The sequence below is a fragment of the Nonomuraea sp. NPDC049486 genome (assembly GCF_040676925.1).
GTDB classification, from domain to species: Bacteria; Actinomycetota; Actinomycetes; order Streptosporangiales; family Streptosporangiaceae; genus Nonomuraea; species Nonomuraea ferruginea.
Genome location: NZ_JBFAPV010000002.1, coordinates 186582 through 198709 on the forward strand (window position 1 = coordinate 186582; position 12128 = coordinate 198709).

General features: G+C 70.9%; 13 protein-coding genes. 7 read left to right on the forward strand and 6 right to left on the reverse strand.

Annotation, left to right across the window (positions count from 1 at the left end):
• Nucleotide 1: 1 nt before the first annotated feature.
• From AB0K05_RS05780 to AB0K05_RS05795, 4 genes are all read right to left on the reverse strand, one after another.
• The gene (locus AB0K05_RS05780; protein WP_148032789.1) at nucleotides 2-919 is read right to left on the reverse strand and encodes a carbohydrate ABC transporter permease; all 918 of its coding nucleotides are present in this window, start codon (nucleotides 917-919) and stop codon (nucleotides 2-4) included.
• Nucleotides 916-1788, reverse strand: coding sequence for a sugar ABC transporter permease (locus tag AB0K05_RS05785; RefSeq protein ID WP_219544658.1), 873 nt, complete (start codon nucleotides 1786-1788; stop codon nucleotides 916-918). The genes AB0K05_RS05780 and AB0K05_RS05785 overlap by 4 nt, the downstream gene beginning before the upstream one ends.
• Entirely contained in the window at nucleotides 1788-3071 is a 1284-nt protein-coding gene (locus AB0K05_RS05790) for an ABC transporter substrate-binding protein (RefSeq protein ID WP_364227019.1), read from the reverse strand. Before AB0K05_RS05790 ends, AB0K05_RS05785 begins: the two co-directional genes overlap by 1 nt.
• A 167-nt stretch (nucleotides 3072-3238) precedes the next feature.
• Nucleotides 3239-5005, reverse strand: a complete 1767-nt coding sequence (locus tag AB0K05_RS05795; RefSeq protein ID WP_364227022.1) for an AMP-dependent synthetase/ligase — start codon at nucleotides 5003-5005, stop codon at nucleotides 3239-3241.
• A 138-nt stretch (nucleotides 5006-5143) separates the two neighbouring features.
• Here AB0K05_RS05795 and AB0K05_RS05800 point away from each other — a divergent pair, with 138 nt between their 5' ends.
• From AB0K05_RS05800 to AB0K05_RS05830, 7 genes are read left to right on the forward strand one after another with little or no spacing between them, the layout of a single operon-like run.
• Nucleotides 5144-5911, forward strand: coding sequence for a metallophosphoesterase (locus AB0K05_RS05800; RefSeq protein WP_271275367.1), 768 nt, complete (start codon nucleotides 5144-5146; stop codon nucleotides 5909-5911).
• Between the two features lie 48 nt (nucleotides 5912-5959).
• A complete protein-coding gene (locus tag AB0K05_RS05805; RefSeq protein WP_271275366.1) occupies nucleotides 5960-6397 on the forward strand; it encodes an SRPBCC family protein in 438 nt (145 codons plus the stop codon).
• 1 nt (nucleotide 6398) lies between these two features.
• Complete coding sequence (locus AB0K05_RS05810; protein WP_148032783.1) at nucleotides 6399-7580, forward strand: ArsA family ATPase; 1182 nt, start codon at nucleotides 6399-6401, stop codon at nucleotides 7578-7580.
• A gap of 38 nt (nucleotides 7581-7618) precedes the next feature.
• A complete protein-coding gene (locus AB0K05_RS05815) occupies nucleotides 7619-8056 on the forward strand; it encodes a hypothetical protein (RefSeq protein ID WP_364227027.1) in 438 nt (145 codons plus the stop codon).
• Between the two features lie 15 nt (nucleotides 8057-8071).
• Entirely contained in the window at nucleotides 8072-9004 is a 933-nt protein-coding gene (locus tag AB0K05_RS05820; RefSeq protein ID WP_364227030.1) for an ROK family glucokinase, read from the forward strand.
• A 5-nt stretch (nucleotides 9005-9009) separates the two neighbouring features.
• Entirely contained in the window at nucleotides 9010-9708 is a 699-nt protein-coding gene (locus AB0K05_RS05825) for an endonuclease/exonuclease/phosphatase family protein (RefSeq protein WP_271275365.1), read from the forward strand.
• Between the two features lie 38 nt (nucleotides 9709-9746).
• Entirely contained in the window at nucleotides 9747-10859 is a 1113-nt protein-coding gene (locus tag AB0K05_RS05830) for a hypothetical protein (RefSeq protein ID WP_261808681.1), read from the forward strand.
• Here the strand turns inward: AB0K05_RS05830 and AB0K05_RS05835 are convergent.
• Both AB0K05_RS05835 and AB0K05_RS05840 read right to left on the reverse strand, forming a co-directional pair.
• Nucleotides 10856-11317, reverse strand: coding sequence for a hypothetical protein (locus AB0K05_RS05835; RefSeq protein WP_148032779.1), 462 nt, complete (start codon nucleotides 11315-11317; stop codon nucleotides 10856-10858). The genes AB0K05_RS05830 and AB0K05_RS05835 overlap by 4 nt on opposite strands.
• Before the next feature lie 46 nt (nucleotides 11318-11363).
• Nucleotides 11364-12122, reverse strand: coding sequence for an alpha/beta fold hydrolase (locus AB0K05_RS05840; RefSeq protein WP_148032778.1), 759 nt, complete (start codon nucleotides 12120-12122; stop codon nucleotides 11364-11366).
• Between the last annotated feature and the right edge of the window lie 6 nt (nucleotides 12123-12128).

Genomic DNA, 12128 nt, shown 5'->3' on the forward strand with positions numbered 1-12128 from the left:
TTCATCCCTTCGTCGAGCCGAGCGTCAGCCCGGCCACGAAATGCTTGTGCAGCAGCTGGAACACGATCAGCGTCGGCAGCGCCACCAGCACCGATCCGGCGGCCAGCAGGTTGTAGTCGGTGAAGAACTGGCCGCGCAGGTTGTTCAGCGCCGAGGTGACGGGCAGCTTGTCGCCCGACACCATGAGCACCAGCGCCCACAGGAAGTCGTTGTACATCCAGGTGAACTGCAGCGTGCCCAGCGCCGCCAGCACGGGCCTGCACAGCGGCAGCGTCAGCGTCCAGTAGCGGCGCCACAGGCTCGCCCCGTCGACCAGCGCCGCCTCGGAGATCTCCTCGGGGATCGTGCGCATGAAGTTCGCGATGACGAACACGCAGAACCCGAACTGGAACGCCACGTGGATCAGGATCAGCCCCAGGTACGAGTCGTACAGGGACTGCGAGTCCGACAGCCACGCGGGCAGCGGGATCAGCGTGTAGAGCGAGTACAGCGGGGTGATGAGGACCTGTGGCGGCAGCAGGTTGCCCGCGGTGAACACGATGAGCAGCGTCTTGCGGCCGGGGATGCGCGCCCGCGCGATGGCGAACGCCACGAACGAGGCCAGGAACAGCGTCAGCACCAGCGCCGGGATCACGATGATCAGCGTGTTCAGGTAGTAGCGGGGCAGCTCGGCCTGGCTCCACGCCTGCCCGTAGTAGTCGAGCGTGAGCTGCTCGGGCAGCGAGAAGTAGCCCAGGCGGGCGGTCTCGTCGTACGGGCGCAGCGACGCGTACACGGCCAGCAGGAGCGGCATCAGCCAGCCGAGGGCCACCACCGCCAGGAAGGCGTGCAGCAGCCAGCGCAGCGGCCGGGCCCCGCGCCGGGGCGGCGGCGCCGCCTCGCGTTCCGGGCTGGTGCCGACGGGCGCGGTCAGCGTCATCGTTCCTCCCTGAACAGCTGCGACAGGTAGGTGACGATGAACCCGAGCGAGATCACCAGCAGGATCACCGCGATGGCCGAGCCGAACCCGATCCGGCTGGCCTCGCCCACGATGTTCTCGGTGACCAGCACCGACAGCAGTTCGAGCCCGTTCCTGCCCTTGTTGATGGCGTAGACGATGTCGAACGCGCGCAGCGCCTCGATCACCGTGATCACCAGCACGATCACGTTGACCGGCCGCAGCGTCGGGAACACCACCCGGAAGAACGCCTGCCTCTCGTTGGCCCCGTCGATGGCGGCGGCCTCCTTGAGCGCCGGGTCCACCGCCTTCAGCCCGGCCAGATAGATGATCATGACGTAGCCGACGTGCCGCCAGGCCGCCGCCACCATGACCACCCAGATGTTGATCGACCGGTCGCCGAGCCAGTCGGCCGACAGCCCGGTGACGGCGTTCAGCACGCCGTAGTCGTGCGAGTAGACGAGCTGGGCGATGAACCCGACCACCGCCAGCGACAGCACGACCGGCATGTACAGGGCGCTCTGGTAGAAGCGCGAGCCGCGCAGCCGCCGGTCCAGCAGCACCGCGCAGAACAGCCCGAACGGGGTCGCGACCAGCCCGAGGAAGACCAGCCAGAGGATGTTGTTGCGGACGGCCGACCAGAACGGCGGATACTCGCCGGCCAGGTCGGAGTAGTTCCGCCCGCCGATCCACTCGATCGGCCCGAAGCCGTTCCAGTCGGTGGCGGACAGGGCGACGGAGGCCAGCGTGGGCCCCCAGATGAGGCCCACGTTGACGATGACGGCCACCCCCACCCCGATGACCAGCACGGTCACGTCACGGGCGGAGTAGCGACGGGTCTTGACGGTCATCAGCGGAAGATGTTGGCCTTCTGCTGTTCGATGCTCGTGAGTAAGGAGTCGATCTCGGCGGGCTTGTCGACGAACGACTGCAGCGACGGGATCATCACCGTGGAGGCGAAGTCCGGCCGCGTGTCACGGTCGAGGAACTGGGCGATGTGCGAGGCCTGCGACACCAGTTCGGCGCCGCGCTTCTGCAGCGCGCTGTAGCCGCTGGTGTCGGCCTTGGAGCTGGCCGCGAGGGTGCCGGGGTCCAGCTCGGTGGCGATGTCCTGCGACGACGCCTGGGCGAGGTGCTTGACGAGCGCCTTGGCCCCGTCGACGTTCTTGGCCTTGGCGGAGACCATGTAGCCGTCGATGGGGGCGTCGATGGAGTCGGTGCCGTAGGTGGGGTTGATCTCCGGGAAGGTGAAGAAGTCCAGGTCGGCCAGGTCCTCCTCGGGGAACTGCTGGGCCACGAACATGCCGAGCAGGTACATGCCGCTCTTCTTCTGCACCAGCGACTGCGCGGCCTCCTGCCAGGTGCGGCCCAGCGACGCCGGCTGGTGATACTCCATCAGCCCGCGCCAGGTGTCGAACACCTGCTTGACCCGCGGGTCCGTCCACGACTCCTTGCCCGCCATGAGCGAGATGTGGAAGTCGTAGCCGTTCATCCGCATGTTGATGATGTCGAACGTGCCCATGGCGGGCCAGCCGTCCTTGTCGGCGAACGCGATCGGGACGAGGTCGTCGCCCTGCATCTTCTTGGCCAGCGCGGTCAGCTCGTCGAGCGTCTTGGGCGGCTCGTAGCCCTTCTCCTCCCACACGCTCTTGCGGTAGAAGACCGCCCACGGGTAGTAGGTGAACGGGATGAAGTACTGCTTGCCATCGACGCCGGTGGAGGCGTCCTTGAACGCCTGCGTGTAGTCGCCGCCGATCTCCTGCCACACGTCCGAGATGTCGGTGGCCAGGCCCTGCTCGGCGAAGAACTGCATCCGGTAGCCGGCGAACCAGGTGAACACGTCGTCGGGCGTGCCCCTGAGGTAGCGGTTGATGTTCTCCTGGAAGGTGTTGTGGTCGACGGTGTTGATCCGCACGCTCGCCTGGGTGAACTTCTCGATCACGGTGGCGAGCGACTTCTTCGGCACCTCGTCGGAGGCGTTGGATCCCAGGGTGACTGCGCCGAGGTTGCCGGAGGTGCTGCCGGGGCTCGGCTGTTCGGAGCCGCCGCATCCTGCCAGCACGGCGGGCACGCCGAAGGCGGCGGCCGTGCCGAGCAGCAGATTGCGGCGGGAGATCGGCGGACGGTGGTCCATGGTGGTTCCTCCTTGGCCGGACCCTCAGATTCCCCCGAGTTCGATCACCCTTCATCGAAAAGCCAACTTTTCAAACTGTCAACGGACATATGCCAAAAGGCCGCCAGGGCGTCCTGGCGGCCTTCCGGGTGATCGTGAGTTGCGGGAGTGGCGTTTGTGGGGCTTGATCAGCCCTTCGTGGCGTACAGCGCCTCGATGTCGGCCTCGAAGTCGCGCATCACGACACCCCGCTTGACCTTGAGCGTCGGGGTCAGGTGACCGCTCTCCTCGGTGATGTCCGCGGCCAGCACGGTGAACTTCTTGATCTGCTCGGCCTTGGACACCATGCTGTTGGCCCGGTCGACCGCGCCCTGCACCTCGGCCAGCACGCGCGGGTCGGTGCGCAGCTCCGCGGCCGTGGCCGGGGCGTACGGCTCCAGCGCCTCGGGATCGAGGGTGACGAGCGCGCTGACGAACGGCCGCCCGTCGCCGATCACCATCGCCTGGGAGACGAGCGGGTGCGCGCGCAGCGCGTCCTCCAGCGGGCCGGGGGCGACGTTCTTGCCCGCGGCCGTCACCAGGATCTCCTTCTTGCGCCCGGTGATGCGCAGGTAGCCGTCGTCGTCCAGCTCGCCCACGTCGCCGGTGTGGAACCAGCCCTCGGCGTCGAGGACCTCGCCTGTGGCCCGGTCGTCGTTCCAGTAGCCGGTGAAGACGTTGCGTCCCCTGGCCAGGATCTCGCCGTCGTCGGCGACGCGCAGGGTGACGCCGGGCAGCGGCCGCCCCACGGTGCCGATCTTGTTGCCGCCCGGCAGGTTGACCGAGCACGGGGCGGACGTCTCGGTCAGGCCGTAGCCCTCGAACACCTCGATGCCGACGCCGCGGAAGAAGTGGCCCAGCCGGTCGCCCAGCGCCGACCCGCCCGACACCGCCGCCGACAGCCGGCCGCCCGTGGCCTCGCGGAGCTTGGCGTACACCAGCTTGTCGAACACGGCGTGCTGGAGCCGCAGCCCGAGCCCGGCGCCACCGCCGGCGCGGGCCTTGCTCCAGGCGACCGCCACGTCGACGGCGCGGGCGAAGATCTTGCCCTTGCCGCCCGCGATGGCCTTCTGCTCGGCGGCGTTGTAGACCTTCTCGAACACGCGCGGCACGCCCAGCAGGAACGTCGGCCGGAACTCCTGGAGGTCGGGCGCGACGTTCTTCATGTTGGGGGTGTGCGCCATGATCGCGCCCGCCTCCAGCAGCACGACCTGGATCATCCGCGCGAAGATGTGTGCCAGCGGCAGGAACAGCAGCGCGGCGGGAGCGCCGGTGAACAGCGGCCGCAGCGGCCCGCGCAGCACGTTCAGCGCGGTGAACAGCAGGTTGTCGTGGGTGATGAGGCAGCCCTTGGGCCTGCCCGTGGTGCCGGAGGTGTAGACGATCGTCGCCAGGTCGGACCCGCTCACCCGGGACCTGAGCTCCTCCAGGGCGGCGTCGTCCACATCGCCGGGGGCGAGCGAGCCGTCCAGCGCGGCCTCCACCCGCCAGACGTCCTTCAGCCCGGGCGCCGCCTCGCGCACCGTGCGCTCGTGCGTGTCGAGCTCGGTGAAGGCGGCCTTGGCCCCGCTGTCGGAGATGATCCACCTGACCTGTTCGGCCGAGGAGGTCTCGTAGATCGGCACGGTGACCGCGCCGATCGTCCAGAGCGCGTAGTCGACGAGCGTCCACTCGTAGCGGGTGCGCGACATCAGCGCCACCCGGTCGCCGTGCCCGACGCCCGCCGCGGTGAGCCCCTTGGCCAGCGCGGCCACCTGGTCGCGGAACTCTCCCGCGGTGACCTCGGGCCAGCCGTCGCCGGTCTTGCGTGCCATGATCACCCGGTCGGGCTCGTCCCGGCCCCGTTGGAACACGGTGTCGGCCAGCGAGGCAGAGGCGGGGACATCCACCAGTACGGGGACGCTGTACTCGCGCACGGATCAACTCCTCCGGGTGCACGCTTCGGGTCGACCCGGACGTTACCGCGATATGTTACCTAGCGGTAGGTTTCGTCATCCAGGCGTTATGTGGAACGAATCATCACGCTAGCAGGCGTAACTCGTAGGATTTCCCGCATGAGGGTCCATGTGGTCAGTGACGTACACGGCAGGGCCGACGCACTGGCGACCGCGGGAGACGGCGCCGACGCGCTGATCTGTCTCGGTGATCTCATCCTGTTCATCGACTACGACGACCACGGCCAGGGCATCTTCGCCGATTTGTTCGGCGCCGAACGGGCCGGGGAGTTCATCGCCCTGCGCACCGCCAAGCGCTTCGACGAGGCCAGGGCGATGTCGGCCAAGCTGTGGGCGAGCCTCGACGGCGACCCCCGCGACCACATCGAGCGCCACGTGCGCGCCCAGTACGCCGAGCTGTTCACCGCCATGCCCGCGCCGGCCTACCTGACCTACGGCAACGTGGACGTGCCCCGCCTGGGCGGCGACTACCTCAGGCCCGGCCACCGGGTGCTCGACGGGGAGACGGTGGAGATCGGCGGGCTGCGCTTCGGCTTCGTCGGCGGCGGGCTCAAGACCGACTACCGCACCCCCAACGAGATCAGCGACGAGGAGTTCGCCGCCAAGGTGGAGGCGGTCGGAGAGGTGGACGTGCTGTGCTGCCACATCCCGCCCGCCGTGCCCGAACTGCTCTACGACGTGGTGGCCCGGCGCTTCGAGCGGGGCAGCGAGGCCACGCTGGAGCTGATCAGGCGCACCCAGCCCCGTTACGCCCTGTTCGGGCACGTCCACCAGCCGCTCCACCGCCGCACCCGCATCGGCCGCACCGAGTGCGTCAACGTCGGCCACTTCAGGGGCAGGGGCGTGCCGTACGTCCTCGAGTGGTGACCCGGGCCGCTCCGCCGCTGAGGCGGGTTTCTGCACTACTTTGGTCCCATGGCTGATCGCACCAGTTCGAGTATCACCGTCGACGCCGACCGCGCCCGCGTGATGGCGGTCATCGCGGACCTTCCCTCGTACCCCGAATGGGCAGGTCAGGTCAAGAGCGCCGAGGTCCTCAGCAGCGGCCCCGACGGCAGGCCGGAGACCGTGCGGTTCGTGCTCGACGCCGGCGTGATCAGCGACACCTACACCCTCGCCTACACCTGGAACGGCGACGAGAGCGTCACCTGGCACGTGTCCGAGCCCGGCAAGATGGTCTCCGAGCTCGACGGGCGTTACCTCCTGGCTGACACGGGCAGGGGTGTCGAGGTGACGTACGAGCTCGCCGTCGGCCTCGCCGTCCCCATGATCGGCATGATCAAGCGGAAGGCGGAGAAGGTGATCGTCGACACGGCGCTCAAGGGTCTCAAGAAGCGTGTCGAAGGTCGTTGAGGTGACTCCGCGCGTTCTGCTCTTCACCGGCAAGGGCGGCGTCGGCAAGACCACCGCCGCGGCCGCCACCGCCACCCTCGCGGCCCGGCGCGGGCTCAAGACGCTCATCGTCTCCACCGACACCGCCCACTCCCTGGCCGACGCGCTCGCCGCCGAGCCCGGCGAGATCGCCCCGGGCCTCCACCTGCACCAGGTCGACACCCAGCGCACGCTCGAACGCCACTGGGGAGAGCTGCGGGAGTACGCCCGCGGCGTGCTCGTCGAGCTGGGCCTCGACGAGATCACCTCCGAGGAGATCACCGTCCTGCCCGGCGCCGAGGAGATCATCGCCCTGCTGGAGCTGCGCGAGCACGCCCGCGAGGGCCGCTGGGACGTCATCGTCGTCGACTGCGCGCCCACCGCCGAGACGCTGCGCCTGCTCGCCCTGCCCGAGGCGCTCGACTGGCACGTCAACCGGCTGCTGCCGGTCGGCCGCAGGCTCATGCGGCTGGCCGCCCCGCTGGTGCGCGGCGTGGCCAGGGTCAGCACGCCGGGCGAGGAGGTGATGAGCGCCGGCGAGCGCTTCCACCGCGGGCTGCTGGAGGTGCGCGAGCTGCTCACCGGCGACCACGCCTCGGTGCGCCTCGTGCTCACGCCGGAGGCGGTGGTGCTCGCCGAGGCCAGGCGCACCCTCACCTCGCTCAACCTGTACGGGTACCGCGTCGACGCGGTCATCGCCAACCGGATCTTCCCCGGCGAGGACGCCGACGAGTGGCGCGCCCGCTGGGTGGCCGCCCAGTCGCGGCTGCTGGCCGAGGCCGAGGAGTCGTTCGCGCCGCTGCCCGTGCACACCGTGCCCTACCTGCCCGCCGAGCCCGTCGGCCGGCACGCGCTCGCGGCCGTCGGCGAGGCGCTGTACGGCGAGTGCGACCCGTTCGCGCCGCCCTCGGTGGAGCCCCCGCTGCGGCTGTCGGCCGACGAGCTCACCCTGGCCCTGCCCGGGGCCGAACGGGGCGAGGTCGACCTGGCGCGCAAGGGCGACGAACTGATCATCACCGCGGGCCCGTACCGGCGCATCCTGGCCTTGCCCATGGCGCTGGCGCGAAGGAAGATCAGTGGGGCCGTGCTCCGCGACGGCCTGCTCCGGGTACGGTTCACCTCGGAGGCGGAAACCGACGAAGCGCACGGCCGGGACGGCACGTGAGCGAAGAGGGCGGACGCCGTACCGACCGGGAGGGTCCCATGACCGAGAACACTCGCAACACAGAGAACGACAGAGATCCCATCGGCGCCGTCGCCGAGGAGGCGCGCAAGCTCTTCGACAGCTTGCAGGGCCGCGCCACCCGGCATGTCGGGAAGTCCGTCTTCCACTCGTTCACCGGTGGCGGCGGTCGATCCGAGAAGGACGTGTGGAGCGAGGCCGTCGCCGAGCCCGACGACGAGTACATCTGCCGCGCCTGCCCGGTCTGCCGGGCCATCGCCGCGCAGCGCGAGTCGGGCGTCGGCCGCGCCCCCGAGGGCACCGCCGACGTCGCCACCCACCTCGTGGCCGCCGGCGGCGAGCTGTTCGCGGCCTTCCGCGGCGCGCTCGACGTGCTCGGCAGCCGCCCCGAGCCGCGTCAGCGGGACGACAGGGGGCGCGACGACCGCGACAATGTGGAACACATAGACCTGGACTAGCTGAGGGGATGCGTCATGCTCACGATCGGTGTGGACATCGGCGGCACCAAGGTGGCAGCGGGCGTGGTGGACGACGACGGCGTGATCGTCGAGCAGACCCTCAGGCCCACCGACGCCGAACACCCCGATCTGGTCGCCGAGACCGTCGCCGCCTGCGTCCGCGAGCTGGGCGCCGGGCGGGAGATCGAGGCGGTGGGCATCGGCGCGGCCGGGTTCGTCGACGAGTCCCGCTCGGTCGTGCGCTTCGCGCCCAACCTGGCCTGGCGGGAGGAGCCGCTGCAGAAGCGGATCAGCGGCCTGGTCGGGCTGCCCGTCGTGGTGGAGAACGACGCCAACGCCATGGCCTGGGGAGAGTTCAGGTACGGCGCGGGGCGCGGCCAGTCGCACATCGTCTGCCTGACCATCGGCACCGGCATCGGCGGCGGCATCGTCCTCGACGGCGCCCTCTACCGCGGCCGCTGGGGGATGGGCGCCGAGCTGGGCCACACGCAGATGGTGCCCGGCGGGCGGCTGTGCGGCTGCGGCCTGCACGGCTGCTGGGAGCAGTACGCGAGCGGCAACGCGCTGGTCGTCGAGGCCAGGGAGATCGCCGCCGCGCACCCCGAACGGGCCGAGATCCTGCTCGGGCTGGCCGGCGGCAAGATCGACGGCGAGGAGGTGACCGAGGCGGCGCGCCGGGGCGACGACGCCTCGCTGTCCGCCTTCGCCGTCCTCGCCGACGGGCTCGGCCAGGGCATGGCCGATCTGGCCGCCGTGCTCGACCCCGGCTGCTTCATCCTCGGCGGCGGCGTGTCCAGGGCGGCCGACCTGTTCGTCGACCGCGCCAGGAAGGCCTTCGAGGAACGGCTGACCGGCAGGGGCCACCGGCCGGTGGCCGAGGTGCGGCTGGCCGAGCTCGGTCCCTCCGCCGGCCTGGTGGGCGCGGCCGACCTGGCCCGCCGGCGCTGAGCCGGTTGACCACCCTCAGGATCGGCACGTACAACCTGCGCGGGCTGCGGGACGACGTGCCCGCGCTGGTCCGCGTGATCAGCGCGATGGGCGCCGACCTGGTCTGCCTGCAGGAGGCTCCCCGGCTGGCCGGCTGGCGGGCCCGCTGCCGCGCGCTGGCGGCCCGTTGCGGGCTGCGCCTGGTGGCGGGCCAGGGCGTGGCCGGGGTGGCGGTGCTGGCCGCCCCCTGGGTGCGGCTGGTGCACGCGGAGAGCCGCCTGCTGCGGGTCTTCCTCGGCCTGGAGCCGCGCGGGCTGGCCATGGCCGTCGTGCGGGCGGGCCCGGCGCTCCTGGCCGTCGGCTCGGTCCACCTCGACCTCGACGGCCGGGCCAGGCTCCACCACGCCGCCGAGGCGGTGGCCCGCCTGCGCCGGATGGCGGCACCGTACGGCGCGCCCGTCGTGCTGGGCGGGGACGTGAACGAGAGCCCGCACCAGCCCGCCTGGCGCTACCTCGCAGGGCAACTGACCGACTGCTACGCCGCCGCGCCCCGGGGCGACGGGCTGACCTTCAGCTCCAGGCGGCCCCTGCACCGCATCGACGGGCTGTTCGCCGCGCCCGGGATCCGGGTGGTGTCCTGCGGCGGCGTGGACGCCTCCGGCGCCGATCTGGCCGGTGCCACCGACCATCTGCCCGTCGTCGCCGAGGTCCGACTTGGAGAGTGAAGGGTGATCGGCGTCGCGCAACCCGTAGCATTTCCCTCATGACCCGTCGCTCTCGGCGGCGTGCGCTCACCATGATCCTGGCGGCCGTCCTGGCCGTACCCGGCCTCCCGACCGCCGCGCATGCCGATCCACGTCCACGCCCCGCCGCCAACGACGCGTGGCAGCGGACCACGAGCGTGCAGCTGCCGGTCGATGGGTCGCTCTCCGACGTGCTCGCGCTGTCGCCCGGCGACGTGTGGGCCGTCGGCCAGCAGCAGATCTGGGACGTGTGGAAGAACCGCGGCACCATCCGCCACTGGAACGGCGAGCGGTGGAGCGAGATCGGCATCCGCGACGCCACCGGCGCCGGCAACCTGCGGTCGGTCTCGGCGGCCAAGGCGGGCGAGGTGTGGGCGGTCGGCGACGGCCACGACGGGGTGCCCTACATCGCCCACGGCAACGTCGGCGGCTTCGACCGGATCAGGCCCCAGGGGCTGCGCAGCGGCGACTGGCTCGGCGGCGTCGAGGCGGGCGCCGACCGGGTCGTGGGCGTCGGCAGCCGCGGCAAGCACGCGCTCGTCGTCACCCGCGAAGACGGCGACTGGCTCGTCCGCGAGACCGGCGAGAAGGGCGCTCTCTACGCCGTCGACGGTGACTTCGCCGTCGGCGACACCGGCACCGGACCGTTGATCATGAAGCGGTCCGGCAGCTCGTGGAAGCGGGTGAAGACGCCGGCCATCGCCGGCGGCTACCTGCGCGACGTGCACACCGACAGCGCCAAGCGGGCGCTCGCCGTCGGCGGCGTATACCACGGCCCCGGCGAGGTCGAGCCGCTCGCGCTCACGTGGAACGGCAAGCAGTGGCGGCGCCTGCCCGTCCCGACCGGCGCGGCCCGGCTCTACGGGGTGACCGGCGACGGCAAGGGCCACTACTGGATCTCCGGCTACGACCCCGGCCACGCCGCCGAGGCCTACATGCTGCGCTGCGGCAGGCGTTCCTGCGACGTCGTGCGGGGCAAGGCGGCCGACGGCAGGAGCAGCGTCCGCCTGCAGGCCGTCACCTACCTGGCGGGCAGCCAGGCGGTGTGGGCGGTCGGCCACGCCGTCGACGCCCAGGAGCGCTACACCGACGTGGTGGAGTCCTTCGGGCCGCGCGATCCGAAGAAGTCCTAGAGACGGGCGCCGTCGTCCCACCCGGAGTCGCCGCTGGGGCCGTCGCCCATGCGCACCACCAGCGCCACGAACCCGCCGATGAACGCCGCCACCGCGGTGAACAGCGCCCAGCCCTCCATGTGCCAGTCGGCGATCGCGGCGATCAGGAGGTAGGCCGGGCCGCCGAACAGCGCCACCCAGGCGAGCTTGGCCGGCAGGTCGAGCTTCGGCAGCGGGGGAGGAGGCGGCGGCACGTAGTGGTCGTCGTCCTCGTGGGGCTTCTCGTCATCGTCGTCGTCGGCGCCGTGCTCGTCGTCCTCGGCGAACTCCTCCGGCGGCCTGACCACCCGCCGCCCGGGCTCGACCGGGACGTTCTCGCTGTCCGGCCAGGGCTGATCGGCCGAGTCGCGCTCGGCGGTGTCGTTGAAGGACGCGACGATCTGCCGCCAGACCTCGTCCTCGTCACTCTGGGGCGTCACCTAGATGGGCCTCTCCACAGCGATCGCGACTTCCCCCTGGGTGCGATCAGTCCCTCTGCAAGGGTACCGAGGCATGGGTTCGGATGAAGTCGAGGCTCCCGGCAAAGATCCTGTCGGCATCGTTGTCCAGCGTCGCAACATGGTAACTATCGGCCAGCTCCTCGATCGTGGCCTGCGGGACCTTCTCACGGATGATGGCCACGGAGGCGGGTTTCACCACATGGTCGTCGGTGCTGTGGTAGACGAGCACCGGCTGCGTCAGCTTGTCCAGGTCGGCCTGCACCAGCGACCAGAGCTCGGGCAGCGACGCCGCCGCCTTCACCGGCGTGCGGCTGTAGCCCAGCTCGGTGACCCCCGGCTTCTTCACGTCGTTGGCCACGCCGGGCACCGACGGGACGAACCACTTGAGCAGCGGCGCCAGCTTCATCAGCCACACGTCGTTGGTGATCGACGGGTTGACCACCACCACGCCGCGCACGCCGTCGCCGTGCATCTCGGCCAGCCGCAGCGCCAGGCAGCCGCCCAGCGACAGCCCCGCGGTGAACACCTCGGCGCAGCGACCCTGGAGGTCCTCGAACGCCTTCTCCACCTCGGCGTACCAGTCCTCCCAGCGGGTGCGGTTCATCTCCTGCCAGGTGGTGCCGTGACCGGGCTGCCGCGGCAGCGACACGGTGAGCCCGCGCGCGGCCAGATACTCGGCCCACGGGCGCAGCGACTGCGGCGTGCCGGTGAAGCCGTGGCACAGCAGCACGCCGATCGGACCTGCTCGGTGGTGATAGGGCTCGGCGCCTGGCATGAGCGGCATAACAGC

Excerpts from the sequence above, each read along its gene's own strand:
- AB0K05_RS05830 (WP_261808681.1), top strand. The coding sequence starts at position 9,747 with ATGACCCGTCGCTCTCGGCGGCGTGCGCTCACCATGATCCTGGCGGCC.
- AB0K05_RS05785 (WP_219544658.1), bottom strand. The coding sequence starts at position 1,788 with ATGACCGTCAAGACCCGTCGCTACTCCGCCCGTGACGTGACCGTGCTG.
- AB0K05_RS05780 (WP_148032789.1), bottom strand. The coding sequence starts at position 919 with ATGACGCTGACCGCGCCCGTCGGCACCAGCCCGGAACGCGAGGCGGCG.
- AB0K05_RS05840 (WP_148032778.1), bottom strand. The coding sequence starts at position 12,122 with ATGCCGCTCATGCCAGGCGCCGAGCCCTATCACCACCGAGCAGGTCCG.
- AB0K05_RS05815 (WP_364227027.1), top strand. The coding sequence starts at position 7,619 with ATGACCGAGAACACTCGCAACACAGAGAACGACAGAGATCCCATCGGC.
- AB0K05_RS05790 (WP_364227019.1), bottom strand. The coding sequence starts at position 3,071 with ATGGACCACCGTCCGCCGATCTCCCGCCGCAATCTGCTGCTCGGCACG.
- AB0K05_RS05800 (WP_271275367.1), top strand. The coding sequence starts at position 5,144 with ATGAGGGTCCATGTGGTCAGTGACGTACACGGCAGGGCCGACGCACTG.
- AB0K05_RS05805 (WP_271275366.1), top strand. The coding sequence starts at position 5,960 with ATGGCTGATCGCACCAGTTCGAGTATCACCGTCGACGCCGACCGCGCC.
- AB0K05_RS05820 (WP_364227030.1), top strand. The coding sequence starts at position 8,072 with ATGCTCACGATCGGTGTGGACATCGGCGGCACCAAGGTGGCAGCGGGC.